The 24,254-nt window shown below is 57.8% G+C and carries 27 protein-coding genes and 1 tRNA gene; 12 read left to right on the top strand and 16 right to left on the bottom strand.

Features of this window, described 5'->3' with window-relative positions:
* Positions 1–25: 25 nt before the first annotated feature.
* From pyrR to GSQ94_RS14235, 4 genes are all read right to left on the bottom strand, one after another.
* Entirely contained in the window at positions 26–601 is a 576-nt protein-coding gene (pyrR, locus tag GSQ94_RS14250) for a bifunctional pyr operon transcriptional regulator/uracil phosphoribosyltransferase PyrR (protein ID WP_256369977.1), read from the bottom strand.
* 78 nt (positions 602–679) lie between these two features.
* Positions 680–3,793 (bottom strand): DUF3857 domain-containing protein, encoded by a 3,114-nt coding sequence (locus GSQ94_RS14245; protein ID WP_158944532.1) that lies wholly within the window; start codon positions 3,791–3,793, stop codon positions 680–682.
* 297 nt (positions 3,794–4,090) lie between these two features.
* Complete coding sequence (locus tag GSQ94_RS14240; protein ID WP_158944531.1) at positions 4,091–4,777, bottom strand: hypothetical protein; 687 nt, start codon at positions 4,775–4,777, stop codon at positions 4,091–4,093.
* Positions 4,778–4,943: 166 nt separating this feature from the next.
* On the bottom strand, positions 4,944–5,555 hold the full coding sequence (locus tag GSQ94_RS14235; protein ID WP_158944530.1) for a hypothetical protein: 612 nt from the start codon (positions 5,553–5,555) through the stop codon (positions 4,944–4,946).
* Between the two features lie 290 nt (positions 5,556–5,845).
* Between GSQ94_RS14235 and GSQ94_RS14230 the strand changes: the two genes are divergently transcribed.
* The 3 genes from GSQ94_RS14230 (at position 5,846) to GSQ94_RS14220 (ending at position 7,993) form a co-directional block, all read left to right on the top strand.
* Positions 5,846–6,976 carry an NADH:flavin oxidoreductase/NADH oxidase gene (locus tag GSQ94_RS14230; RefSeq protein WP_158944529.1) on the top strand — a complete coding sequence of 377 codons (1,131 nt, stop codon included), beginning with the start codon at positions 5,846–5,848 and terminating at the stop codon, positions 6,974–6,976.
* A 115-nt stretch (positions 6,977–7,091) separates the two neighbouring features.
* The gene (locus GSQ94_RS14225; protein ID WP_158944528.1) at positions 7,092–7,610 is read left to right on the top strand and encodes a MerR family transcriptional regulator; all 519 of its coding nucleotides are present in this window, start codon (positions 7,092–7,094) and stop codon (positions 7,608–7,610) included.
* A 2-nt stretch (positions 7,611–7,612) separates the two neighbouring features.
* The gene (locus GSQ94_RS14220) at positions 7,613–7,993 is read left to right on the top strand and encodes a hypothetical protein (protein WP_158944527.1); all 381 of its coding nucleotides are present in this window, start codon (positions 7,613–7,615) and stop codon (positions 7,991–7,993) included.
* Positions 7,994–7,997: 4 nt separating this feature from the next.
* On the opposite strand, the gene GSQ94_RS14215 is transcribed toward GSQ94_RS14220, so the two are convergent.
* Positions 7,998–8,933 (bottom strand): YeiH family protein, encoded by a 936-nt coding sequence (locus GSQ94_RS14215; protein WP_158944526.1) that lies wholly within the window; start codon positions 8,931–8,933, stop codon positions 7,998–8,000.
* An 82-nt stretch (positions 8,934–9,015) separates the two neighbouring features.
* Positions 9,016–9,936, bottom strand: coding sequence for a LysR substrate-binding domain-containing protein (locus GSQ94_RS14210; RefSeq protein WP_158944525.1), 921 nt, complete (start codon positions 9,934–9,936; stop codon positions 9,016–9,018).
* Positions 9,937–10,006: 70 nt separating this feature from the next.
* Here GSQ94_RS14210 and murJ point away from each other — a divergent pair, with 70 nt between their 5' ends.
* Positions 10,007–11,614 carry a murein biosynthesis integral membrane protein MurJ gene (gene murJ, locus GSQ94_RS14205; protein WP_158944524.1) on the top strand — a complete coding sequence of 536 codons (1,608 nt, stop codon included), beginning with the start codon at positions 10,007–10,009 and terminating at the stop codon, positions 11,612–11,614.
* A gap of 60 nt (positions 11,615–11,674) precedes the next feature.
* On the opposite strand, the gene iscX is transcribed toward murJ, so the two are convergent.
* Positions 11,675–11,890 (bottom strand): Fe-S cluster assembly protein IscX, encoded by a 216-nt coding sequence (iscX, locus tag GSQ94_RS14200; RefSeq protein WP_158944523.1) that lies wholly within the window; start codon positions 11,888–11,890, stop codon positions 11,675–11,677.
* 66 nt (positions 11,891–11,956) lie between these two features.
* Between iscX and GSQ94_RS14195 the strand changes: the two genes are divergently transcribed.
* On the top strand, positions 11,957–13,027 hold the full coding sequence (locus tag GSQ94_RS14195; RefSeq protein WP_158944522.1) for a hypothetical protein: 1,071 nt from the start codon (positions 11,957–11,959) through the stop codon (positions 13,025–13,027).
* A 74-nt stretch (positions 13,028–13,101) separates the two neighbouring features.
* On the opposite strand, the gene GSQ94_RS14190 is transcribed toward GSQ94_RS14195, so the two are convergent.
* Both GSQ94_RS14190 and hscA read right to left on the bottom strand, forming a co-directional pair.
* Complete coding sequence (locus GSQ94_RS14190; RefSeq protein WP_158944521.1) at positions 13,102–13,533, bottom strand: 2Fe-2S iron-sulfur cluster-binding protein; 432 nt, start codon at positions 13,531–13,533, stop codon at positions 13,102–13,104.
* A 41-nt stretch (positions 13,534–13,574) separates the two neighbouring features.
* Positions 13,575–15,527 (bottom strand): Fe-S protein assembly chaperone HscA, encoded by a 1,953-nt coding sequence (gene hscA / locus GSQ94_RS14185; RefSeq protein ID WP_158944520.1) that lies wholly within the window; start codon positions 15,525–15,527, stop codon positions 13,575–13,577.
* A 101-nt stretch (positions 15,528–15,628) separates the two neighbouring features.
* On the opposite strand from hscA, the gene GSQ94_RS14180 reads away from it, so the two are divergent.
* From GSQ94_RS14180 to GSQ94_RS14165, 5 genes are all read left to right on the top strand, one after another.
* Positions 15,629–16,450: an AraC family transcriptional regulator gene (locus GSQ94_RS14180; RefSeq protein ID WP_158944519.1), complete on the top strand. Its 822-nt coding sequence runs from the start codon at positions 15,629–15,631 to the stop codon at positions 16,448–16,450.
* Positions 16,451–16,644: 194 nt separating this feature from the next.
* Entirely contained in the window at positions 16,645–17,130 is a 486-nt protein-coding gene (locus GSQ94_RS14175) for a VOC family protein (RefSeq protein WP_158944518.1), read from the top strand.
* Positions 17,127–17,441 (top strand): hypothetical protein, encoded by a 315-nt coding sequence (locus tag GSQ94_RS14170; RefSeq protein WP_216843089.1) that lies wholly within the window; start codon positions 17,127–17,129, stop codon positions 17,439–17,441. The genes GSQ94_RS14175 and GSQ94_RS14170 overlap by 4 nt, the downstream gene beginning before the upstream one ends.
* Positions 17,384–17,539, top strand: coding sequence for a hypothetical protein (locus GSQ94_RS21845; RefSeq protein WP_371417533.1), 156 nt, complete (start codon positions 17,384–17,386; stop codon positions 17,537–17,539). The genes GSQ94_RS14170 and GSQ94_RS21845 overlap by 58 nt, the downstream gene beginning before the upstream one ends.
* Positions 17,540–17,651: 112 nt before the next feature.
* Positions 17,652–18,149: a DinB family protein gene (locus GSQ94_RS14165; protein WP_158944517.1), complete on the top strand. Its 498-nt coding sequence runs from the start codon at positions 17,652–17,654 to the stop codon at positions 18,147–18,149.
* Between the two features lie 7 nt (positions 18,150–18,156).
* Here the strand turns inward: GSQ94_RS14165 and GSQ94_RS14160 are convergent, their stop codons facing one another.
* The 6 genes from GSQ94_RS14160 to GSQ94_RS14135 form a co-directional block, all read right to left on the bottom strand.
* Positions 18,157–19,290, bottom strand: coding sequence for a type IV pilus twitching motility protein PilT (locus tag GSQ94_RS14160; RefSeq protein ID WP_158944516.1), 1,134 nt, complete (start codon positions 19,288–19,290; stop codon positions 18,157–18,159).
* Positions 19,291–19,529: 239 nt separating this feature from the next.
* Positions 19,530–20,141, bottom strand: coding sequence for a Fe-S protein assembly co-chaperone HscB (gene hscB / locus GSQ94_RS14155; RefSeq protein ID WP_158944515.1), 612 nt, complete (start codon positions 20,139–20,141; stop codon positions 19,530–19,532).
* Positions 20,142–20,642 (bottom strand): iron-sulfur cluster assembly accessory protein, encoded by a 501-nt coding sequence (locus tag GSQ94_RS14150; RefSeq protein ID WP_158944792.1) that lies wholly within the window; start codon positions 20,640–20,642, stop codon positions 20,142–20,144.
* A 90-nt stretch (positions 20,643–20,732) separates the two neighbouring features.
* Positions 20,733–21,149, bottom strand: coding sequence for a Fe-S cluster assembly scaffold IscU (gene iscU / locus GSQ94_RS14145; RefSeq protein WP_158944514.1), 417 nt, complete (start codon positions 21,147–21,149; stop codon positions 20,733–20,735).
* 40 nt (positions 21,150–21,189) lie between these two features.
* The gene (locus GSQ94_RS14140; RefSeq protein WP_158944791.1) at positions 21,190–22,458 is read right to left on the bottom strand and encodes an IscS subfamily cysteine desulfurase; all 1,269 of its coding nucleotides are present in this window, start codon (positions 22,456–22,458) and stop codon (positions 21,190–21,192) included.
* A gap of 81 nt (positions 22,459–22,539) precedes the next feature.
* Positions 22,540–23,007, bottom strand: a complete 468-nt coding sequence (locus GSQ94_RS14135) for an Rrf2 family transcriptional regulator (RefSeq protein WP_158944513.1) — start codon at positions 23,005–23,007, stop codon at positions 22,540–22,542.
* 222 nt (positions 23,008–23,229) lie between these two features.
* Between GSQ94_RS14135 and GSQ94_RS20995 the strand changes: the two genes are divergently transcribed.
* A complete protein-coding gene (locus tag GSQ94_RS20995; RefSeq protein ID WP_174240939.1) occupies positions 23,230–23,391 on the top strand; it encodes a hypothetical protein in 162 nt (53 codons plus the stop codon).
* Here GSQ94_RS20995 and GSQ94_RS14130 read toward each other — a convergent pair.
* Entirely contained in the window at positions 23,388–23,960 is a 573-nt protein-coding gene (locus GSQ94_RS14130) for a CDP-alcohol phosphatidyltransferase family protein (protein ID WP_158944512.1), read from the bottom strand. The genes GSQ94_RS20995 and GSQ94_RS14130 overlap by 4 nt on opposite strands.
* A gap of 80 nt (positions 23,961–24,040) precedes the next feature.
* Between GSQ94_RS14130 and GSQ94_RS14125 the strand changes: the two genes are divergently transcribed.
* A tRNA-Val gene (locus GSQ94_RS14125) sits at positions 24,041–24,117 on the top strand.
* The last annotated feature ends 137 nt before the right edge of the window (positions 24,118–24,254 follow it).

Raw genomic sequence — 24,254 nt, 5'->3', positions numbered from 1 at the left:
GGAGCGAATCTCTGTCCGGCAGAACTCAATCCACCAGCTCAACCAGCAGCACCTGCTCCTGCCCATCGATCTCGTTCAGCTTTACCTCGATAATCTCCCGCTTCGAGGTAGGAATCAGCCGTCCCACATACGTCGCCTCGATCGGCAGCTCGCGATGCCCACGGTCAATCAGCACCAGCAGCCGAACACTCTTCGGCCGGCCATAATCAAACAGTGCATCCAGCGCCGCCCGAATCGTCCGCCCCGTATACAACACATCGTCCATCAGGATAATGTCGCGCCCCGTCACATCGAACCCGATCGCCCCCGGCGTCACCTTCGGCCGCGGCCCATCCGTCGAAAGATCATCGCGATAAAAGCTGATATCGAGCACGCCCACATCCACCGGATGCTTCTCGATCTTCTCGATGAGCCCTCCCAGCCTCCGCGCCAGCGGAACGCCTCTCCGCTTGATCCCCACCAGGCCGACATTCTTGCTGCCGCCATGTTTTTCCACGATCTCATGCGCCAGCCGCACCAGCGTACGCTCGATCTCCGAGGCCGACATCAGCCTGCCCTTTTCGCGAAACTTCGGCTTCCGAACTTCAGTATCTTCACTCATACAATTGCGCTTGATGATACCAGCATCCACCCATCTGATAGAACGACCGACACCCAGCCCAAACGTATCCACCGCGGCTTAAGGCTCCAGCACCACCTCACAGACATTTGCATGGCAGTCCATCATCCCCGTCCGCACAAGGTTGGCTTGCGAACCCGCCGGCATAAACCCTACTACCGGCAACGCCTTCAACCGCTCTTCTCCACCACTCAAACCGTAACTCCTCACCGCTTTTGCTAGAACCACCTTGCCATCGTTCATCAACAAGCGATATTCAGCCCTCCCAGAAAGGCCCTTCGCCGCGCCCAGCGGGAGAGTCCTTTGTTCCTGGAGAGTTTTATGCGCGTCATGCGTCGACGAAATCACGCCTATCTTCCTCAGCGCCTCCGCGTCCTTCTGTAACTCGATCTTCTGCTCCCCTGGAGCTTTCTTCGCGCCCGTCGCGTCATAGTCCGAAATTGTTGCGGCCGCCAGTTCGTACATATTCAAAGCCGCGGTTTTGTCACCCTTCTTCTCTAGAAGCACCGCCAGATGCTTTCCTTCATCTGCACTCTGATCATTCCTCCAAGACGCTCCAAGATAGCTCTCCGCCTCTTCCGTCTTCCCTTGGCGATAAAGAACCCATCCCATAGTGTCCCACGTCGCAGCAATCAATCGCGACTTGGCAGCCAGCATCTGTGGGCTTTCATCAAGCGTCCAAGTCTTACTCTCCTCCTCCATCTTCGCTAGTGCAGTCCGGGTAGCTGCTTCGGAGGCCTCAAGCTCTAAACCAGCGTCTGCCAACTCATAGGCGCTGTTGTTCATCATCAGCGGATCCTCTGTACTGCGCATTAGCGCAAGGAGTGTCACACGACCTTTATCTTTCATTCCAGCCTGTAGCTCTGCGCGACCCAACTCCAACTGAAGAGCTCCATCGTTCTTATTTTCGGCTGGAAGCTTGGTAATAGCCGATTCTGCCTCCGTCACTGCCGCCTTCGCATCTTTCTCGTCTAAGAGCACTTGTACCAACCTCACCGAAGGTAGCGAATTGCTTTTATCGACGGCGGCCCAACTTTTCAGTGTCTCTTTTGCCTCTGCGACCCGACCCGACCTAATCTCTGCCTCCGCAAGAGGCCCATACATCGCGTGCTGCTCCGGATGCAATTTCACCTCTTGTTGAAAGTCTTCAATTGCAGCAGAAACATCACCGTGGGAGTATGCCAGAAATCCATAGGTCCTCCACAACCACACCTGCCTTCCGTTCAGCTCCTTAGCTTTATCCAACTTGGTCTTTGCAGCATCCGGATGGCCCATCTGAATCTCGTTATAGGCTTCCTCCACCAACTTCTGCGCCTCCTCATTTCCAGGGGCCGATCCGGCCGAAGCATCCACCACTGCCTTACCCGCCATCCCGGTCAGCTGCACATACTGATCATTTCCCAGATCAACCGTATCCGCCCACTTCTTGTAACTCTTCCAATCACTGACCGGAACCTTTTCCTGCAGCACCTCGATTCGCCGCTCCGTATACAGAGTTCCTTTTTCAAACCGGTACGTCTCGTCATACGTCGCATAGGCTGACTTCTGATGGACCGCCTCTGGCAACTCAACGCCCCAACCCTCCGGCAGCTTCATCTCCGCCCTCGAAGTCTCAATCCTTGGAACACCGAGCGAAATCGCGCGAGTCGGAGGTGTCTTTTCGTCCGGTCTCGTCAGCAACACGGGCGCAACCTGCGGAAGAATTCGATAGTTTTCCCAATCGCCTCCTTTATCTCGCTTATAGTCATAGCTGATCTTCAGTGGCTCAGCCGTCTCGTCCGGTCTGCTTACCTCGGCGTGGCTCGTCGTTCCCTGATAACCAAGATTCTGTGACATCTGCTGAACCACCTGGTCATACTGCGCAGGCGATAGCTGTCGCAACACACTTCGCAGCACCAACTCGTCATCGCCGCGAAACGTTATCGACAGCCGGGAGTTCGAGGTCCCATCCTTATCCAGCGAACCCTCCGCATGCATCGTCTGATAGGGTGCGAAGGGCAGCTTCGCAGGCGTCCTCTCCACCGCCACCATCCCCGTACTTGGAATCACCAGCGCCTGCTTGTCGCGAATTGAGTACGTCAACATCTGGTAAGGAGCGACCTCAGCCGTTGCATCCAGCCACACATCTTTCCCACCCACAGGAACCATCGTGATCAGATGATTGAAAGCAGCAGGCGAAGGTACCGCCTCGTTGAACCGAATCCCCGCGCCAATCAACACCGCATCCGGGTGCAAACCCAGAACTTCCAGCATCGAAGCCAGCAGCGTGTGTTTGTCCTTGCAGTCGCCATAGCGGTTCTGCATCACGTCTTCCGCGCGATGAGGCTGATACCTGCCAACACCGAACGCAACTCCGATGTAACGGATCTGCGTTGCCACATAGGCGTACACCGCGCGAACCTTCTCTTCCTCTGTTATCTTTCCAGCCGTCAACTCCGCGACCTTGGCCTTAATCTCCTCATCAGGCTCGATTCGATCCTTCTCCAGACCTCGATACCACCCACCCACATCCTCCCAGCTCTTGAAGTTAGTCCACGCAATCGTAGGCAGCTTCCCTTGCGTCTCCTCCAACTCCTGCTCAGGGGTCCATACCAGATTGTTCTTTGCCTCCTTTTCCGCATCCGCATCTTTGCCCACCGTAGGCTTCAGCTGCGAATTCTCCCATCGAAACACTCGGTATCCACCAGCAGCCGTCTGCGTCGGCTTCAAGGTCGGGCTCCACACATTTACAAAAGCATCCTTCGGCACCCGCAACTCCACCGATTGAGACAGAATTACCGCATTGTCAAAGAACGTCTCCTGTCCCCAGAAATGCCCCGGTGCCTCCGCCTTACTACGCACCACCTTCGCCTGCCACTCCAAGGTGTCACCGACGCTCAAACTCCGAATCGGAAGCTGCTTCTGCTTCAAATCGCTATAAAAGGGCGCTGCTTGCGTCACAGGATCGGGCTGCTCTATCGCGCCACTTACAGGCGTCTCCACTACCGTGCCATCCGGACGTTTCACCCTGGCATAAACAATCTCTACGGTCTCCGAGCTGCTTGCATAGCCGATACCAAGCACACCGAATTGCTTTACCGCACCCTCGGTTAGCATCTGAACCGATGTCGTTACTAGTCGCCAGCCTGTGCCATCGGTCTCCGTCTGGTAAACGCGATCCAGATGCCGAATCACAGCAGGCTCATTTGAATAATCAAGGATTGTGCTCGCGGCTTTCATACCTGACGCAGGCTCTGCAAGAGGCAAATTTTTAACAGGAATATGTTCTGGTGTAGTCGGGCTTTGACCGAACGCGAAGGCAGAAAGAACCAGCAGAGGAGCACAGCAAAACAAAGTGGCTTTCATAATCTCTCTGCTGTGTATAGCAGAACCTAATCCGGCCGACCACGGAATTCATCGCCTCGCAGGCGTTCAACTGCCTCTATACGAAGGAACTACCACAAAGGTCGTACCCCACCCTCACCAGTTGCCCTATGCCGAAACCTTCCGCCTCATCCGCATAAATCCACCCAGCGCCCCACCTACCGTCGAAAGCACCAGCAGCACACCAGACACCATCGCGAACCCCGCCAACATGATCCCCGCCCTCACCTCGGGCGAGTACAAAAACCGCACCACCTCCGGCGGCTCCGGCGTCGTTGCAGCCGCCTTCTCAATCTGAGCATGCAGCGCCTGCGTCAGCTCCGCATCAAACCCCGCCATGCTATGCAGTCCAAACCGTGCCACTAGTCCCGCAACCGCCATCGCAACCGCAAGACACGTCACCAGCGCCAGACCCACTACCACGCCGATCCGCGCCCCAACCCCGGCATCCATCCACGCCAGAGGCTTCTGCTTCTGATACAACGCCAGCGTAATCATCGACCCGCTGATCGTCCAAAGCCAGCTCAGCGGAGACACCAACTGCACTCGCGACGACACCACGCTCAGCACCGCCGCCACACCCGCCACCAGCAGAGCACACCGAATCGCAGTCTTCCACTCCACCTGCTGCGGACTCGGAGGTGGCGGCGCACCAGTCGTCGCGCCGTCGGAGCCATCCGTCTGTTCTTCATAGTCCTGCAGATACAGCTGCGGAGAACCGCAGTGGGGGCAGAACGGCGATTCGCCAACACTGGCGGAAAGCTCGCCTCCACAACGGTGACAATACTCATGCATATGTTAAGAAGCTATCCCACCCCACAAGACAGAGCAAGCAGCCACTTCGTGCGAGCCTCTTGATAGTCGGCGGGAAATATCTCCAGCAACCAACGGGAGCGCCACCCGAAAGGGTATACAAGTCACGAAGTGACCGCCCCGCGCGCAGCGGGTATTTTGAAACTAATCACTGTTTATTCGAATCATCTCCATCGCCGACCGAGAGATGTCCCGGCAGATCCAACGCAACCATCCCGATCTTCGTTCCGCCTCCATCTGGATCGATCCCCACAATGTGTTGGTGCTGCTTCGATCCGGCCTTCAGCTCCACCTTCCCGGAGAGATCGTTGTCCACCTTGATGTGGTTCTTCTGATCGTCCGCGCAGGTCAATCCCTCCGCTGTCTGTGTCTGCGAAGACACAGGCTTGTCGTTCTGGCACTGAATCACATCGCCGTACCGTCCTAGCGCCTTGCGGTAGAACGCCGTCACCAGATCCGGGCTATCAGGTGTTGTGTAGCTGGCCGCCTTCACCTTCAGCGAAAAACTGCCGAAGCTCAGATTGATATCGGCCGCGCCATCGTTCTTATCCTTCTTCTTCACCATCACGGCCCCTGGATACACCGGCAACCCAATTCCGTCGACCACCGCCGACTCATTCGTCTTCACCGACATCCCACCAAATGGCGTAGCGATCTTCACGTTATCGGCATCGCCATGTTTGTCGTTCTCAATCCGGCAGCCGCTCATCGCTATCGTTGCCGCTACCATCGCCGCAGTGATCCACTGATTCACTCGCATCGCAACCTCCATCCAGTCAGAGAAACAATACGCTGTCTTGACGCTTCGGGTTCCGTCTCTCTGCTTGCGCAAAAAAAATCCGGAATTCTTGGCGTATCTTTCGACCTTGAAATAAGCGCGGTCTACTCACCACGTTCACCACGCATTTCACCACATCTCCACCACCAAAAAACCACAATAAACTCTGGCTTTTCCCCAAAAAACCCTGCAAAAGACCACCAGCCAATTTAATCCGCCCTCGAAGCCGGTCTCCCCACATCCAACCACCCTCCAGCAACATCCAAAGGGACGTGACTCAGCCCACCGACCATCTCTTTGCCCCCCTCAAGCTTCGCAGCCTCACTCTACCCAACCGCATCGCCGTCTCTCCCATGTGCGAATACTCCTCCGTCGACGGTTTCGCCAACGATTGGCACCTCGTCCACCTCGGAAGCCGCGCCATCGGCGGCGCCGGCCTCGTCCTCACCGAGGCAAACGCGGTCAGCCCCGAAGCCCGCATCACCCCCGGCGACCTCGGCATCTGGAAAGACGATCACATCCCCGAGCTCAAACGCATCACCACCTTCCTCCATCAACACGGATCCTACACGGGCACTCAGCTCGCCCACGCCGGACGCAAAGCCAGCATGGCGGTTCCCTGGGAAAAACCACGCACCATCCCCGCCTCCGAAGGCGGTTGGCAACCCGTCGCCCCCTCCGCCATCCGCTTCGACGAAGCCTATCCCTTGCCCGCCGCGCTCAATCGCATCGGCATGGACAAGATCGTCGCTGACTTCGTAGCCGCCGCCCACCGCGCCCAGGCCGCAGGCTTCGACCTCGTCGAGATCCACGCCGCCCACGGTTATCTCCTTCATGAGTTCCTCTCCCCGCTCTCCAACCACCGCACCGACGAGTACGGTGGAAGCTTCGAAAACCGCACCCGCTTCCCACTCGAGATCGTCCACGCCGTTCGCACCGCTTGGCCCCAGCATCTCCCTGTCTTCGTCCGCATCTCAGCTACCGACTGGGCGCCCGAATCCCTCGGTCCAAGCTGGGATCTGCCTCAATCCGTTGCCCTCTCCCGCCTCCTCAAGCAGGCTGGAGTCGATCTGGTTGACGTCTCCACCGGCGGAAACCACCCGGCTCAACAAATCCCCATAGGCTCTGGCTATCAGGTCCACCACGCCGAAACCATCCATCGCCAGGTAGAGATTCCAACCGGTGCCGTTGGCATGATCACCGAGGCCGCCCAGGCTGACCAGATCATCCGCACCGGGCAGGCAAATCTCGTTCTCCTGGCGCGCGAACTCCTCCGTCATCCCTACTGGCCCCTCCACGCCGCCGAAATGCTCCACCAGCCCGGCACGTGGCCAGTTCAATACCTACGCAGCGCCCGTGGCAAAACCGAGCCGCGCCAGCCCGTCTCCACCCCAAGTGCCTGAATTCAACAGGCTCAGCCCACGAAAATTAGATGTCGCGTTCAAGGGAGTGGCCTATACTGGCAGCAGCCGAATGTAGGCTACACCCGCCGGGCAGGCGGTTCACGGAGCTTCTGGCATGGCCCAGCACCAGCCAATCCGCAAAACCACCCCATCCTCCGGATCCGATATCCCGGACAAGCTCTACTTCCGCATCGGCGAGGTCGCCAAACTCTGCGATGTTCCCGCCTACGTTTTGCGCTTCTGGGAGAGTGAGTTTCCTCAGCTCAAACCGCACAAGGGCGGCACCGGCCAGCGTCTCTATCGGCGCCGTGACGTCGAAATGGCACTCCGCATCAAAAGCCTCCTTTACAACGAGGGCTACACTATTCCCGGTGCGCGGCAGGTCTTCAAAAGCGAGCTCAAGCAAAGAGAGCCGCAGCTCACTCTTACCATCGAAGGCACCGACCCCGGCCCAGATTCGCGGCAGCTCCATAAACTGCAGAAAGATCTTCGCGACCTTCACACGTTACTCTCAAAGCCACCCGCACGCCCGACTGTCCACCCAATCCGCGCCCCGCGTACCCCACACGCCCCGCGCAGAGCTCCGGAAAGACTCTTCGATCTGCCTCTTCTTCCCGAAGAAAATAAAAGCTAAAGATGAACTTCAAAGACGATTACGACGCACGCAACCGCCGCAGGCATCGCCCTCACTCCTCGCATAGCCGCGCCCCTTACCTTGGAGTCGATCCGCGCAACGGCGTCCCCATCCGCTGCCAGTACTGCTCTGGCCAGAGCTTTCGCCGTTCCAGTGTGCGGTCGGAAGACCTCACCGAAATACTGCTCATGCGCTATCCCGTCCGTTGCCTCCGTTGCAGTCAGCGGCAGATGGTCAGCTTCACCATCGCCAGCCTCTCCCTCTCGTCCAGCATCAAAATAAAGAAGAGAAGTAGCGGCAATACCCTGCCCATCCACTGGAAAGACCCATTCAAAGATCAGGACGAAGAGTCGAAGGCTGTTTCGCCGTCTCCTGACCGCTAGCTCTTCACAGCGCCACCCATCCCGCATGAATGGCCCATAGTGAAAGGCTGGCCACGACAATCCAGAGTGTGATCCCCTGCGCCATCGGCCTCACGCCAACCTCTTTCAGAGTCGCTCGCGTGATACTCGTCCCTATCAGGAACAGAACCACGGTCAACGCCGCGCGGCCCAGCCGGTTCAGATCAGAGAACAACGCCACCGACTGCGGCAGATATCTCGGTACATAACTAGCCATCACCGCCGCAACGCAGAAGTACAAAATAAACCACGGCCACTGCACCTTCGCGTTGCTCTTCTTCAGCATCGCCGTAGCGATCGCCAGCGGCACAATCCATAGTGCCCTCGCCAGCTTCACCGTCGTCCCGACAGCCAGCGCTGTCGGCCCGTACTTCGCTCCTGCGCCCACGACCGAACTCGTATCGTGAATCGCCAAAGCTGCCCACAGTCCAAACTGCGTCTGGGTAAAGTGCATCAGATGCCCGATCAACGGAAACGTCAGCAGCGCCACCGAGTTCAGCACGAACACCGTTCCTAGCGAGACCGCCATCTCCTCTTCATTCGCATTCAGAATCGGGCCCATTGCTGCAATCGCGCTTCCTCCACAGATCGCCGTTCCAAAGCTGATCAGCAACGACTGCGTCTTTCCCACCTGCAGCAGCTTGCCCAACGCAACTCCCAACGCCAGCGCAAATGTGATGCTGATAGCCGTGTACATGAAGCCTGAAGCACCCGCATGCACCACCTCCTTCAGATTCATTCCAAACCCCAGGCAAACCACCGCCGCCTGCAGCAGAAACTTGGAGAGGTTACGCCCCTCTTCGTGAAAGGTATGCACCGTCGTCAAGCCAAACGCGAGCCCCGCAGCCAACGCAAGCGGAGGCCCGATCAGCCCGCTCGCCGAAACGATGATCCCGATATAGAAAAGATTCTTCTTCCACATGCATCCAGCATGAGCCGGTCTATCCCAGCAGTCGAGACGTACTTTTCAATCGCCGATAAGTATTACTTATCAGTCCAATCGTCTATTTTCTTTCCACTGTCCCCATCGCGAACCGCTGAAATGCCGCGGCAGCCCCTGTTACCTCCGCACCTGCCAGCCTCACAAAGCTGAAGTCCCGCCGAATCTCCAGCCCCTTCACAGCAATCACCTTCGCCGCGCCTAATTGCAAAACCTTCCCCAGGGCCCATCGCGAAACAAACCCTACGCCGAGCTCCGCCTCCACGCCGGACAGGATCGCCTCTGTCGAATCCAACTCCATCGCCACCTGCAGGGATCGCAACGGCAGCCCGACACCCTTCAACGCCCTCTCCACCACACGCCGCGACCCCGACCCACGCTCCCGCAGCAATAACGGCACCTTGGCAAGCTCCGTCAGTTCAATCGCCCCACCCCCACGCCTTGCCCACGCATGATTCGGACTCGCAATCAGCACCATCTCGTCCTGCACCATGCGTTCAGTCTTCAGCTCCCGCCGCATTGCAGGCCCTTCAATAATCCCCAGCGCTACCCTCTTCTCTGCCACAGCCTCCACAATCTGCTCCGTATTCCCACTAACCAGGGAGAGCTTCACCTGCGGATACTGCTTCAAAAACTCCCCAAGAATTCGAGGCAACAGATACTGTGCCACCGTCGTAGAAGCCCCCAACTTCAGCGGACCATCTATCGCATCACTCAGCCCAGCAAGAGCCCGTCGTGCCTCTACCATCGTCTCTGCTGCAGCGTTAGCAAACCCCAGTAAAACCCTTCCCGCCTCGGTCAGCGAGATCTGGCTTCCATGTCCTGCGCCTCGGGCGCGATCGAAGAGCTGTACCCCAGCCTCTTCTTCGAGCGCGCGAATATGCTGACTCACGGCTGGCTGGCTAAGATGCAGCGCCTCCGCCGCCTTGCGAAAGCTCATCTCCTCCGCCACCGCCCGAAACACGCGCAACCGAAAATTCTCCAAACCATCTCCTCACCAGAACCAGCCCCGCCAACCATCAGCATAAGCCCACCCGATAAAATCGTTTCAGCCTGTGCCCACCAACGAAGATCCCAACCCGCCGCTCGTACCGCCTCGCCGCAGCGCCTTTGCCTTTCTTCGTCCCTCCGCCACGCACAGCGCCTTCTCCGCCACCATCCTGCTCATGCTGTCGACGATGTTCTCCGGCTTCCTTGCCCTGGTCCGTATCGGGTACATCAACTCTCTCTTCGGCGCTGGCGTCGCACAAGATGCTTACCGGGCCGCCTTCAAACTACCAGACCTCATCTCCTACTTCCTCATTGGCGGCGCTGCCTCTATCTCGCTCATCACCGTGCTCAACCGCTATCGCGAAGCTGGCGACGAAGAAGGCGGAGACCGCGCTCTCTCGGTCATCCTCACTACGATGCTCGTTGTCCTCGGCATTGGTGTGTTGCTGGCAGAGATCTTCGCTCCCCAGTACGTTTTGCTCGCGAACAAAGGCTTTCGTACCGATCCCGCCAAAGCCGCACTGTGCACGAGCATGACCCGCATCATCATCCCGGCTCAGTTGTTCTTTTTCATCGGCAGTGTCATGAGCTCGCGCTTACAGGTGCGCAAGATCTTCCTCTACCAGGCCTTTACGCCGCTCATTTACAACACAGGAATCATCGTCGGGGCAGTCCTCCTGCACCGCCAGTTCGGCGTTACCTCACTCGCCATTGGAGTCTTCGCAGGCACGTTCTTCGGTTCTGCCCTTCTCAACTCCATCGGAGCATTCCGCACCGGATTCCGCTATCGACCCATCATCGGCTTCCGCGATCCCGCATTCATCGAGTGGCTCAAGCTCTCTCTGCCGCTCATGATCGGCGTCTCGCTCGTCATGTTCGATGGCATCTTCCTCAACTACTATGCCTCCCTGCGCGATGGTGGCATCACCCTCATTGGCAACGCGAAAGACCTGTTCAACGCCCCCTTCAACGTAATCGGTCCCGCCGCCGGAGCCGCCTCGTTCCCCTTCTTTGCCTCTCTCTTTCAGCAGAAGCGCCTCGCAGACTTCTCCCAATCCGTCTCGCGTTCGGTCTCGCGACTCTTCTCGGTCGGCATGCTTGTCTCCGCCTGGATGGTCGCCCTCGCGCCATGGCTGATGGACCTCTTCCGCCGAGGCAAGTTCAACCACGCAGACGCCGCAGGCACCACCCATCTCTTCCGCGTCCTCGCCGTTACCCTCGCCATATGGGCTGTGCAGGGAATCTACGCACGAGCGTTCTACGCGGCAAGCGACACTAAGACCCCAGCTATCACCGGCACCGTCATCACACTGCTCTCAATCCCCATCTACGCTGCCCTATTCCACACCTTCAGCCTTGAAGGTCTGGCCATAGCATCCGACATCGGCATCCTGGCCCAGACCGCCTCACTCGCTTACCTGCTCAATCGCAAACGCCTGGTAAGCTTCCACGACCTCGAGTTTGCCGAACTTGGCCGATCATTCCTCGCTGCGCTGCTCGCCTACGCCGCAACCGCATCTGCTTCGCGCTTCCTGCCACCGGTCTCCAGCCATCCCAAGGACGTCATCACCATCGCCGCGGCAAGCATAGCCTGGGCCATCGCTGCCTACATCACATTGATAGCAACGGGATCGAAACTCCCTGCACAGATACTCCGCCGCAAAAGCACCTAGCCGCACACCCAATCATTACCCAAATAAGATCGCGAACGAGGCCAGTCAGTAAAAAGGTGACTACTTCGCATCCTCCCACTCTTCATTCCAGGCCGCCTGAATCGCCTCCAGAATCCCCTCATTCGACTTCGTCGGATCCCCCACGAACCCCGGCAGCTCCGTCACATACTTATGCAGATCCGTAAATCGCACCGAGTACGGCTCGATCTCCGGATATTTCTCCTGCAGCTGAATCCCAATCTCTTCCGAATCTGTCCACTCAATTTCGCGCGACATAGCATCTCCCATAAACTGGTCTTGGGCACTAATCGTCACCCACACAAAAGACTACAAGAAACTCGTATGGCGCACTCCCATCAAACTACCGCCGCATGGTCGGCCTCACTCCTACGCTGCGACCTTAACGCCCGCGCCCAGCACCTCGCCACCACCAACGGTCTCCTCTACGAGCAAACTGCGGGCACCGAGCCCAGCATCATCTTCGGCCATGAAGAACAAGCTGAGCAGGGCCGCCACGGCAACTTCCATCCCGCAAGCTACGCCGCCATCTGCGCCAACCCGGATTGGTCCCGTCGCCTCCTCAAGGTCCACACCGCTCATCGACGCGTTCGCGCAAGAGCCGACTGGCACTGGAAAGAGCTCGACTGCGCCAACAGCTCCGACGCGCTCCTGATGAACATCTTCTGCCATCCCGCCGTCTTCTCCGACGACCACCTGAACCACACCGTCGCCAACCTTCTCGGAGTTCCTTCAACCGCGCAACCAGACTTCGGCATCCACCCAGGCGTCCCGCTAAGAAATACCCGCGCACCTAACAGAAAGAAAGCCTCGCACGCCATTCACCAGCGGGAGCAAGTTCCACTCTTCAGCAACAACGGCGTATTCGAGCAACCGCCGCAACCCATCGAACCTCTCAAAGACCGCACCGAGATAGATCTTCAACTAGGCAATCTCTTCGTGGAAGCCAAGCTCACCGAATCCAACTTCCAGACAGCTAGCCTGCGTCTCATCGAGCGCTATCGCGACTTGGAAGCCGTCTTCGACATTGAACGCCTTCCCCACAAGATCCTCACGCACTCCCCCACGCATCCGCCCACTGCGGATTACTCCGATCTGGAAGACCCCCCATCGGCACGGCCAACTACAACGTCAACACCTTCACGCACAATCATTCAGGGCTACCAGCTCATCCGCAACGTCCTCGCCGCCTTCGCCGCCAACGCATCCTTCTGCGTCCTCTGCGACAGCCGCCGCCACGACCTCATCGAGATCTGGTACTCCGTCTTGGCCGCAGTCCACGCCCCCGACTTTGCCTGGCGTCTCAAACTCCTCACCTGGCAGGAACTCGCAACCACGCTTCCTCAGGATCTCAAGACATTCCTGGAATCAAAATACGGAATTCTCCCTGCCTGACACAGCTGCAGCCTGGATGCGCTCATCGCCTCATCGCAGGCCCAATTCAACAGTGCCGGCAGGCAAGATCAAACCTAAGCCCCAGGACCGTGGCTTGGCTTGCCTTCCTGCACATAGTTCCGATTCCACTTCGGAATCTCCACCACGTATGTTCCTGGCTTCTCGATCACCGCCTGGCATCCCAACCGCGAGTTCAGCTGAATATCCGCCGCCGTCTCCATCCGGTCAAGCTCAAGGTCCTCAGCCTCGCTGATCCCCTGCGCGCCTTCCTTCACATGGATATGGCAGGTCGTACAAGCGCACACTCCCCCGCAGGCATGGTCGAGAAAAATCTCATAGTTCTCCGCTACATCCAGAAACGACATCGGCAATCCGTGCCCTTCATACGGCAGCGTATCGAACGGGAACTCCACCGTCCTGCCCTCTGGCAAAAACGTCACGCGAACCATCCCCTCACCCGCAGGCTTCGACAGATCTACCGCTTCAACAACCTTCTTCTCAGACATGATCTCTTCCAATCTTTCTTTGGCCGCAGCCTTACTTTGAACTAAACCTTCGAGTCGTCAATCTGGGCCTTCGCAAACGGATGCGGCGCCGTAGGCCCTGCTCCCATGCTCTCACCTGCGGCCTCCATCGTCTTACCCTGCATCGCGCCAGAGACCGCCGTATCCATCATCAGCTCCGCGAATCGCCGCGTCGCCTGGTCTAGCCGTTCGATCCCGTGGCGAATCACCTTGTACTGGCCTCCCTGCACCGCAGCCTCTAAAAACGACGTAGCCTCGGCAATCTTTTCTATCTCTTCACTGGTCAACATCTGCCACGCGGCATGGCTCTTACCTTTCTTCACTGCAGTCAGGATCGTCTCGGCTTCGTTCTTTGCCTCGATCGTCTGCCGCTCTTGAATATCCGTCTCTGCATTATCGAACGAGTCCAGGATCATGGTCTCCACCTGCTCATCGGTAAGCCCATACGTGGGCTTCACCTCCACCTCGGCCTCTTTCCCGCTCCTCTGTTCCCGCGCGCTCACATGCAGAATCCCATTCGCGTCGATCAGAAACTTCACCTCGATGCGCGGCAGACCAGCCACCATCGGCGGAATCCCCTTCAGATCGAACCGAGCCAGCGACCTGCAATCCTTCGCCAGCTCCCGCTCACCCTGCACCACATGAATCGCGACGTTTGTCTGCCCATCCACGCCCGTCGTAAAGTGCTCCGTAGCGCTCGCCGGAATCGTCGAGTTCCGCTGAATGATCTTCGCCACGACACCACCCAGCGCCTCGATCCCCAGCGAAAGCGGAGTCACATCCAGCAGCAGCAGATCCTCGAGTCCCGATCCTGACACAGCCCCACCCGCCAGAATCTGCGCCTGCACCGCTGCTCCCAGAGCCACGACCTCATCCGGATTCAACTCCGTATGCGGCTTCTTCCCTCGCCCCTTCAGCTCGAACACCTCGTCCACCAGAGTCCGCACCGCAGGAATCCGAGTCGAGCCGCCCACCAGCACAACCTCATCGATCTGCGCCGCAGACAAGCCCGCATCCTTCAACGCCTGCTTGCAGGGAGCTGCCGTCCGCGCAATCACGCCTGCAATCAATCCTTCAAACTGCTCCCGCGTAATCTTCCGCTGATACCGAACGCTTCCATCAATAATAATGGGCAGCATCACATCCAGCGTCGCCGTCTCCTCGGTCGACAGCCGAATCTTAGCCTCAATCACTGACTTGCGAATCGCTTGCGCGGTTTCGCCATTGCCACGAACATCCGCACCCAGATCTCCTGCAATATCATCCAGCGCAATCGCAATCATCAGGTTGTCGATATCATCTCCACCCAGGTGCGTATCCCCGCCCGTCGCCACCACCTCGAAGATCCCCTCATGCAGCTTCAGAATCGAGACATCAAACGTCCCGCCGCCAAAGTCATAAACCGCAATCAAGCCGTCCTTGTTCTTATCCAGCCCGTAAGCCAGCGCCGCCGCAGTAGGCTCATTCACCAGCCTCAGCACCTCCAGCCCGGCTATTCGTCCCGCATCCTTCGTAGCCTGCCGCTGCGCGTCGTTGAAATAGGCCGGAACCGTAATCACGGCTTTCGTCACGGGGCCGCCAAAGAATCTCTCTGCATTCTTCTTCAGCTGCTGCAGCACGTACGCGGAGATCTCCGGCGGCGTCAGCATCAACCCGCCCACACTCACCTTTAGCACCTCACCCGGCTTCAGGCCCTCCGCAAGCTTGAACGGAAACAGCTTTAACTCTCCCTGCACGTCCTCGATGTCACGCCCCATCAATCGCTTAGCGGAATAAACTGCACTGGCTGAGTTTGCCATGAGCGTCCCCCGCGCAGCGTTTCCCACCACTACTCCCTCATCGGTCCAGGCCACCACAGAAGGCACCAGCCGCTCGCCATCCTCCCCGGGAATCACTACCGGCGTTCCACCCTCCATAAACGCCACCAGAGAGTTTGTCGTACCCAGATCTATCCCTACAACCCGCTCATCCGCCATCGCTTCAAATCCCCTATTCGTCCATCTTCTATTGTCCTACAATCGCACCACCAATACCCGATCCGGCATCTCTTAAGATGTGCCCTACCGGAGGTCGATGCATGCTCTACCTCGAGCGCAGCCCCCATCCCGCCCTCGCTCCCTTCATCAAAACCCTCTGGTATGCCCGCGACCCCGCCGCCACACACCGTCACGAGCGTGTCCTTCCCACCGGCCGTGCCCAGATCGTCCTCTCCCTTGCCCGCGACTACCTCACCGACGCCAGCAACCCCATTAATCCCCTCGACCACTCCCCCGCCGCTATCTTCCTCGGCATCTACTCCCGCTATCAGCAAATTGACGCCATCGACTTCACCGAGCTCATCGGTGTCGTCTTCCATCCGGGCGGCACCATGCCCTTCTTCCCAGACGACACCAGCGCCTTCACCAACCGCGAAACCTCCCTCACCGATCTCTGGGGCAGCGCCGCCCACAACCTCCGTGACGATCTCCGCCAGGCTCCCACCCCCGAGCAGAAGTTTGCACTCCTCGAGATCGCCCTCTTCACTCGCCTCTCCCTCAGCAGAAACCAGCGTCGCGACCCGATCCTCGACTTCGCTCTCACCCAACTCCACGCCTCACCCGGCACCACCACCATCGCCGAACTCACCCGGACCACCGGCCTCAGTCCCCGTCGACTCTCGCAGCGCTTCAAGGAACAGGTCGGCCTCTCCCCCAAACTCTACTGTCGTATCCAGCGCTTTCAACAAGCCGTCCAGCAGATGCATCAAGGCGCCGATATACCCTGGGCCGAGCTCGCCCTCACCTGCGGCTACTACGACCAGTCGCACTTTGCCAACGACTTTCGTGCCTTCTCCGGTCTCAGCGCCTCCGGCTACTCCACCACCAACCGTATCTGGGCCAACCACATACCTCTCGACTAGCGACGAACGACTAACGGAAGCGCCAACCTAAGGAATACATAAGTCACGAAGTGACCGCGCGAATCGGGTCCCCGCAAACAGGTCTTAGTTCGCAGGATGACTAAGCACAGGAGGCCCGTCCGGCAGGACACAGCCTTACATCACCGCCGATTTTTCCAAGACCGCTCCACCAGCCGCATGACATCCTTCAAACCATGAATACTCAAATCAACACCACCGGCTCCGCCATTATTCCCAGCCTCCGCTACCGCGACGCGCTTGCCGCCATCGACTGGCTCGTCAAGGTCTTCGGCTTCAAAAAACAGGCAGTCTTCGTTGCCCCGGACAACAAAACCGTCCAGCACGCTCAACTCACCTTCGGTAACGGCATGATCATGATCGGCTCCGTCGACAACGGCGGCGAAGCCGGCAAGTACATGGTTCAACCCGATGAAGTTGGCTTCCGCGAAACTCAGGGCGCCTACCTTGTCGTTCCTGATGCCGACGCCATCTATGCAGCTGCAAAAACCGCTGGTGCCGAGATGGTCATCGACATCCGAGATATGGACTATGGCGGCCGTCACTTCTCCTGCCGCGACCTCGAAGGCCACACATGGGGCGTCGGCACCTACGACCCCTGGGCACCCGAACCAAAACAAACAGAAACTAACGAGGCCGCCACGGAAAGTGCAGGGAGATGACCGACGAACAATACAAACTGGTAGAGGCCACACCATCCTCAGACGACTATCGCCGACTCCGCATCGCAGCGGGATTAAGCCCGAAGAGTGCAGAGGCCGCAGCCGCCGGACTGCCTAACACCATCTACGCCGTGGTCGTCCGCAACGACGGCGTAGTCGTCGGCATGGGCCGCATCATCGGCGATGGCGGCCTCTTCTTCCAGATCGTAGACATCGCCACCCAAAGCACCAGAAGCGCGGCCTCGGAAAGCGCATCGTCGGTGCTCTCGTCGATCACCTTCACAAGACCGCACTTCCCGGCGCCTACGTAAGCCTCATCGCCGATGGCGAAGCCCATCGTCTGTACTCCCTCTTCGGCTTCAAAGCGACTGCGCCCCTCTCCATTGGCATGTACCTTCATTTCAGGTAACAGAAAGCGATGAACGACCTAAGTTGGATGTCGAGGGGCAATCGCCGGGGCCCATCTGCCTGAGAAAAAAGAACCCTAGCCTATACCCCTAGCCTCCGTGATACCGTTCCCCATGGAGCTAAACCCTTACGCCACCTACCTTAACGGCTATGACCCTATCCCTGTGCTTACCAGCACCTCCGAGCGCCTCCACGCTCTCACCGCCAACCTCTCTGGCGCACAGATCAACACCCCACCCGCCCCCGGCAAGTGGAGCATCTGCAACATCGTCACCCACCTCGCCGACTGCGAACTTGTCTTCGCCTTCCGCCTTCGTCAGACCCTCGCCGTCCGACCTGATCAGCCCCACGCCATCATCCAGCCCTTCGACCAGGATGCCTGGGCTCAGCGCTACGCGGTCTACCACATTGAACCGGCCCTGGCCCTCTTCCAGGCCATGCGCAACTGGAACCTTCTCTTCCTCGCCACCGTCTCCCAGGACGACCGCCACCGCCCCACCACCCATCCCGAACGCGGCACCATGACCCTCTGGACCATCGTCGAGACCATGGCAGGTCACGACATCAACCATCTCCAGCAACTCGACCGCCTCACCGCACAACCCGCTTGACCCGCCACTATCCGAGATGACGCCTAAGATCCTCGACGTGATAGCAGTGCGCGAAAGCCGTCTCACGCGAGATCCGCCCAGCCCTCACCAACTCCGCAAGAGACTGCTCCATCGTCATCATCCCATCGGCACGTCCCGTCTCAATACTGGCGCGAAGTTGATGGTCATCCCCACGTCGAATCAAGTTCCGCGTAGCACCTGTTGCCACTAGGATCTCCACCGCAGGATATCGACCCACCCCATCCGCAGCCGGGAGAAGTTGTTGCGAGATCACCGCCAGCAGTGCCAGCGAAAGCTGCTGCCGAATCTGCGACTGGTACCCCGAAGGAAACGTATCCAGAATCCGTGAGACCGTCTGCGCCGCATCGTTGGTATGCAACGACGAAAGAACCAGATGCCCGGTTTCTGCCGCCGTCAACGCCGCCGCCATCGTCTCGCTGTCGCGCATCTCCCCGATCATGATCACATCCGGATCCTGTCGCAACACCGATCGCACCGCTTGCGCGAAGTCGGCAGTATCGCGACCGAGTTCGATCTGCTCCACCAGTGAGCTGCGATTCGGATGTTGATACTCGATCGGATCTTCAATCGTGATGATGTGATCTCGCCGCCGCGCATTCATCCGGTCCACCAGCGCCGCCAGCGTCGAAGTCTTACCGCATCCTGTCGGCCCTGTCAGCAACACCAGCCCCTGTCGCCGCTCCGTCAACATCGCCAGGCCAGCCGGCAGATGAAGCGACTCCAGCGAAGGCACCTGCTCCGGTAGCAGGCGAATTGCAGCCGCCACTGTCCCACGCTGATGATGAAAGTTCGCTCGAAATCTCCCGATAGACGAGCGCACAAAACAAAAGTCCACCGACTTGTGCGTCTGCAGCTCCTGCAACCTGCCAGGGGAGAGCAGCGGCAACAGCATATCTCGAATCATCTCCGACGAGAGCGCCGCTCCTCCATCCGACGTCAGCGATCCATTCACTCGAAGCGTCACGGGCGAACCAGCCACCAGCAGGATATCGGAGGCATTACTCTCGAACGCACCCTCAAGAATCTTATCGAGCGATCTCTTCTCGCTGGGCCGAGCACTGTTCGCGGACCGGTTGAGCTGGTCAACCAGCTTCGACAACTCGCTCTCTGTCTCACCCATGCAACCACTCTTCCAGCAGACGCCAGACTTCAGCCACGTGCCAATTCATCAGATCTCCTGAGAAAGTCTCATAAGCAGTGAAGATCAGACGCGCAACCGTCCCAAACGTCTCCTGAGGCAGGTTCTCGTTGTTATAAAAAGGTTGTCATACTGAGCGAGCAAAGAACCCCTCATCTCGGCTTCGCAACCCGCTGGTATCTGTTCAATTCTCAAAACCCACAGGAAACCGCTCTAAGCGTTTAAATCCCCAGAGCCTCATTCACATCCCGCACCAGGTTCCGCAGATAACTTCGTTTATTCAGCAGAACTACCATCGCATCCTTGGCCCGACCCTTAGCCGTCTCATCTCCAGCATCCACGCCAGAATCCCAGACCGCCCAAAGCCCCTCCAACTCCGCCTGCGTCTCCACCATCTTCGCGTCGAAGGCGTCCTTGGCCGTCATCAAATCGCGCCTCAGCTCTGGCTCATCCTCGCCCATCTTGTTCGCCGCGCGCATCTCCTGCAGTTGCATATTCAGCTCGAAGACCTCCTCCAGCAACTCCGGAGGAACAATCTGCTTCTTCTGCTCACCCGACGCCCGTGCCGCATCGGTCGCCGCCTTCGACTGCTCTTCCAGCTCCACCCCCTCAAGGGTGAGCAGATACTGCGTCCGCGCAATCGGATCTTTCAGAGTCCGGTAGGCATCATTCAGCAGCGAACTCTGCGCCAGTGCCGCCTCCTGCTCCGCGACTGGTCTAGAGGCAAATCGATCCGGATGCAGTCTGCGGCTCAGCGCATAAAACTGCTTCTCCAACGCCACAATGTCCAGCGTCAGCTTCCTCGGAAGATCAAAAAAAGAGAAGTAATCCATCTATGCCGTAAAACTCGACCCGCACCCACAGCTCTTGGTCGAATTCGGATTGATGAAGTTGAACCCCTGCCGCATAAGCGTCTCTTCGAAATCGAGCACCATGCCATGCAGGTAGATAAAGCTCTTTGGATCCACGAAGATTCGTATCGCCGCACCATCGGTAGGATCGCCCGCTGTCGCCAGCCCTTCGCCAAACGCGTACACACGATCCCGATCCCGGGGCTGTGTATCGAAGCGGATGTTGTAGCTCAAACCCGAGCAGCCGCCGCCTTGGATCCCCACCCTCAGGCCGCCCTGCTCCGGCGAAACACTCTCCTTGGCCATCGCAACCCTGATCCGCTTCAACGCCTTCTCGGTAATCTGAATGCCCTTCTGCCCTGGCTCCTGGCCCTGCGCGGTCAGCACATTCATCCCAGCCAGCGGATCCTTCGTCTGCCCGGATGCCGCAGCCTTTTGAGCCGCTTCCATCTCCGCCGCAGTCTGTAACGTCACCATCGCCATATTCATGTCCTTACTATTGCCACCAACAGAAAACGATAGCGACTAAAAAATGCCGCTACCGCCCTCTCACATCCAACTTCAATTCAAAACCTACTGAGCTACCGCGACCGCAGCTGTCTCGGCCACGCTATTCTTCTTCTTCCAGTCGCCGATCGCCGCGCGGATCGCATCTTCTGCAAGCACCGAGCAGTGAATCTTCACCGGAGGGAGCGCAAGCTCCTTCACAATATCCGTGTTCGAGATCGCCAATGCCTCATCGATCGTCTTGCCCTTCACCCACTCCGTCGCCAGCGAAGAAGAAGCAATCGCCGAGCCGCAGCCGAAGGTCTTGAACTTGGCATCTTCAATCACGTTCGTCTCAGGATTCACTCGGATCTGCAGCCGCATCACGTCGCCGCACTCTGGAGCACCGACCAACCCCGTACCAACTTCGGACGACGCTTTATCCATCTGTCCCACGTTGCGAGGATTGTTGTAGTGATCAATTACCTTTTCGCTATATGCCATCTTGTTCTCCTGTCTTTCTAATCCCAAACCCACTCAAAACTTAGTGCGCCGCCCATTCGATCTTCGTCAGATCGATTCCCTCTTTCACCATCTCATACAGTGGAGAAAGCTCACGCAACTTCGAAACCACATCGATCAACTTGTCTGAAACGTAGTCCACTTCAGCCTTCGTATTAAAGCGGCCAAGGCCAAACCGGATCGAGCTATGCGCCACATCGTCGCCCAGCCCTAAAGCCTTCAATACATAAGATGGCTCAAGTGTCGCTGAGGTGCAAGCAGAACCTGAAGAAACTGCAATATCGTTGATCCCCATCAAAAGGCTCTCGCCTTCGACGTAAACAAAGCTGATATTCAGGTTGCCCGGCAGATGATGTTCCATATTGCCGTTCACATGCACGTAATCCAGCGCCTTCTCGAACTTGGCCTTCATGTAGTCGCGCAACTCCTTCTCGCGCTTCCCTTCGGCCTCCATCTCCTGGCCAGCAATCTCGCACGCTGCGCCCAGCCCAACGATGCCGGGAACGTTCAGCGTACCCGACCGCATCCCGCGCTCATGGCCGCCGCCATTGATCTGCTCGGAGATCTGAACCCGCGGATTGCGGCGGCGAACATACAGCGCCCCCACACCCTTCGGCCCATAAAGCTTATGCCCCGAAAGCGACAGCACGTCGATATTGTCCTTCTGCACATCTACCGGAATCTTGCCCACAGCCTGAACCGCATCTGTATGGAAGATCACGCCCTTCTCATGGCAAAGCTTGCCGATCTCGGCGATGGGCTGAATCACCCCAATCTCGTTATTCGCATACATAATCGAGACCAGAATCGTCTTGTCATCGATCGCACGCTTCAGATCCTCAAGATCGATCAATCCGTCAGCCTGCACCGGCAGGTACGTCACACGGTATCCCTGCTTCTCGAGCTTCTTGCAGGTATCAAGAACCGCCTTATGCTCGGTCACCTGCGTGATGATGTGATTGCCGCGCTCACGATACATCTCGGCAATCCCCTTCAGCGCGAGATTGTTCGACTCGGTCGCGCCGCTGGTGAAGATAATCTCCTTCGCCGATGCGCCGATCAGCTTCGCAATCTGCTCGCGTGCCTTCTCTACCGCCTGCTCAGCCTCCCAGCCAAAGGCGTGGTTGCGGCTCGCCGCATTGCCAAACACCTTGCCGAAGTAGGGCAGCATCGTATCCAGGACACGAGGGTCTATCTGCGTCGTCGCATGATTGTCCATGTAGATCGGCAGCGTTACGCCGGCCGGCAAGGGGGCTGTGGACTCACTGATCACTACGCCGTTATTGCTCATTTCGTTGCTCATCGTATCTCCCAAAACTTGTACTTCAAATCTTTACTAAAACCGCACTCTACCCATCGCCGGGTGATACTTCTAAACCGCGATGCTCACCAGACCGCCACCCACAGGAGCACCCGAACCAACATGTTCGGCATCTCCAGCTTCAATCAAATCGGCGATACGAATCCCATTCAGCAGGTCCTTGATACTGTCATTCACCTTGCGCAATGGTTCTTTGATGGTGCAATGGCCCGCCAGGTCGCAAGTTCCGTGGATCGTGATGCAGCTCGTAATAAAAAGCGGCCCGTCGATCGCGCGGATCACCTCGAAAGCAGTTATATCCGTAGCGCTTCGCGACAGCGCATAGCCGCCGTTGGTACCCGCATGCGAAACCAGCAGTCCCGCCTTTGCTAACGTCTGTAGAATCTTAGCCAAAAGCTGCGGAGGAATATGGTAAGCCTCGGCAATATCCTTCGCGCTATGTGCGCTGCCATCGGTCTGCTCTGCCAGGTACTTCAGAGCCATAAGACCGTAATCGGCTTTTTTGGTCAGGCGTAACATATCGGCTTTGAGCTCCCGCTCCGTGAATCTGGCAAAAATAAGACAATTCCAGTCCTACATCAGTGTACGTCCAAAAGGGGGGAGGTGCAACCGGCGTTAAGTGCCCCTCAAACCAAGGCCGCCTCCAGAATTCATCTGCCAAAAACTCAGGAAAATCGATGGTTGACAAGGGGTCTGCGGACGGGCAAAATCCATACCATTCACATTTATTCTCCCCAAAAAATGACCACCATCTGCAAACATCCCATCGTCAAAGTCGTCGCCCGTGAGGAAGACGCAGAGTTCGTCGAGTGTCAGAAGTGTGGTGAAGTCTTCGATTCGGCCGAATACAGCGATATCGCCATCGAAGAAGCCGCCCTCGCCGAAACCCCCTCCGACGACTAGACCGTCTGCTCTGGCGGCGCACTCATTCTGCGAAGCACAATCCAAGCATACTGCGCTGCAGACAGCGGTGCCAGCACCGCAATCGATCTCACCAGGACATCTCTCAGCGTCGCCAGCTGCGGCGATACAAAAAGCTTCTGACAAAGCACCGCAATCAAAGCAACGATCTGCACAAGCGTGTTCAGCTTTCCGAACACGCTGGGCCGGAAGTCCCGCAGCGTTCCCGTCACAAACAGCAGCGTCGCAATCAATAAAATTCCCACATCGCGGCTGAATACCAGCACCGTCACGTAAAGCGGAATCAACCCCACATGCGTCAGCACCACGAACAGCGAACTCAACAGAAGCTTGTCTGCAATCGGATCCAGATACTGCCCCAGGGTCGTCTTCTGGCTCAACCATCTCGCCAGCAATCCATCCAGCGCATCGCTGATCCCTGCCAGCACAAACAGCGCAAACGCTACGCCGTAGTGCCCATCCAGAATCTCAATCAACAGGAAGGGGATGATAAAAAGCCGCATCAGCGTCAGCAGGTTAGGGGCGGCGCGAAATTGGCTAAGAAAGGGCACGTGGCAGGGTCAATCCATCCTAACCCAACCCCGGACAGGTTGCCCCAACGCCCATCTCCGTTTAGACTGAAAGAACGCACAGGCGCGTAGCTCAGTTGGTTAGAGCGCTACCTTGACACGGTAGAGGTCAGCGGTTCGAATCCGCTCGTGCCTACCATTTCTAAACACCCAAAAAATAGCTTTCAGATCTGATCTGAATTGATGGACTGCTCGTAGCTGGAAGACCGAGAGCAGCCCACAAATCATGCAATCGCATCCGCTTAACCGCCGAACATCGGCAATATCGCGGGTTCA

It is taken from the genome of Granulicella sp. S190, assembly GCF_009766095.1.
Lineage (GTDB): Bacteria > Acidobacteriota > Terriglobia > Terriglobales > Acidobacteriaceae > Edaphobacter.
This window is presented reverse-complemented; position numbering and strand designations above follow the sequence as displayed.

Excerpts from the sequence above, each read along its gene's own strand:
- hscB (WP_158944515.1), bottom strand. The coding sequence starts at position 20,141 with ATGGATTACTTCTCTTTTTTTGATCTTCCGAGGAAGCTGACGCTGGAC.
- GSQ94_RS14160 (WP_158944516.1), bottom strand. The coding sequence starts at position 19,290 with ATGGGTGAGACAGAGAGCGAGTTGTCGAAGCTGGTTGACCAGCTCAAC.
- GSQ94_RS14195 (WP_158944522.1), top strand. The coding sequence starts at position 11,957 with ATGGCGCACTCCCATCAAACTACCGCCGCATGGTCGGCCTCACTCCTA.
- GSQ94_RS14150 (WP_158944792.1), bottom strand. The coding sequence starts at position 20,642 with ATGGCGATGGTGACGTTACAGACTGCGGCGGAGATGGAAGCGGCTCAA.
- pyrR (WP_256369977.1), bottom strand. The coding sequence starts at position 601 with ATGAGTGAAGATACTGAAGTTCGGAAGCCGAAGTTTCGCGAAAAGGGC.
- GSQ94_RS14135 (WP_158944513.1), bottom strand. The coding sequence starts at position 23,007 with ATGTTACGCCTGACCAAAAAAGCCGATTACGGTCTTATGGCTCTGAAG.
- iscX (WP_158944523.1), bottom strand. The coding sequence starts at position 11,890 with ATGTCGCGCGAAATTGAGTGGACAGATTCGGAAGAGATTGGGATTCAG.
- GSQ94_RS14180 (WP_158944519.1), top strand. The coding sequence starts at position 15,629 with ATGCTCTACCTCGAGCGCAGCCCCCATCCCGCCCTCGCTCCCTTCATC.
- iscU (WP_158944514.1), bottom strand. The coding sequence starts at position 21,149 with ATGGCATATAGCGAAAAGGTAATTGATCACTACAACAATCCTCGCAAC.
- GSQ94_RS14190 (WP_158944521.1), bottom strand. The coding sequence starts at position 13,533 with ATGTCTGAGAAGAAGGTTGTTGAAGCGGTAGATCTGTCGAAGCCTGCG.
- GSQ94_RS14220 (WP_158944527.1), top strand. The coding sequence starts at position 7,613 with ATGAACTTCAAAGACGATTACGACGCACGCAACCGCCGCAGGCATCGC.
- hscA (WP_158944520.1), bottom strand. The coding sequence starts at position 15,527 with ATGGCGGATGAGCGGGTTGTAGGGATAGATCTGGGTACGACAAACTCT.
- GSQ94_RS14235 (WP_158944530.1), bottom strand. The coding sequence starts at position 5,555 with ATGCGAGTGAATCAGTGGATCACTGCGGCGATGGTAGCGGCAACGATA.
- GSQ94_RS14165 (WP_158944517.1), top strand. The coding sequence starts at position 17,652 with ATGGAGCTAAACCCTTACGCCACCTACCTTAACGGCTATGACCCTATC.
- GSQ94_RS14225 (WP_158944528.1), top strand. The coding sequence starts at position 7,092 with ATGGCCCAGCACCAGCCAATCCGCAAAACCACCCCATCCTCCGGATCC.
- GSQ94_RS14215 (WP_158944526.1), bottom strand. The coding sequence starts at position 8,933 with ATGTGGAAGAAGAATCTTTTCTATATCGGGATCATCGTTTCGGCGAGC.
- GSQ94_RS14140 (WP_158944791.1), bottom strand. The coding sequence starts at position 22,458 with ATGAGCAATAACGGCGTAGTGATCAGTGAGTCCACAGCCCCCTTGCCG.
- GSQ94_RS20995 (WP_174240939.1), top strand. The coding sequence starts at position 23,230 with ATGACCACCATCTGCAAACATCCCATCGTCAAAGTCGTCGCCCGTGAG.
- GSQ94_RS14170 (WP_216843089.1), top strand. The coding sequence starts at position 17,127 with ATGACCGACGAACAATACAAACTGGTAGAGGCCACACCATCCTCAGAC.
- GSQ94_RS14240 (WP_158944531.1), bottom strand. The coding sequence starts at position 4,777 with ATGCATGAGTATTGTCACCGTTGTGGAGGCGAGCTTTCCGCCAGTGTT.
- GSQ94_RS14175 (WP_158944518.1), top strand. The coding sequence starts at position 16,645 with ATGAATACTCAAATCAACACCACCGGCTCCGCCATTATTCCCAGCCTC.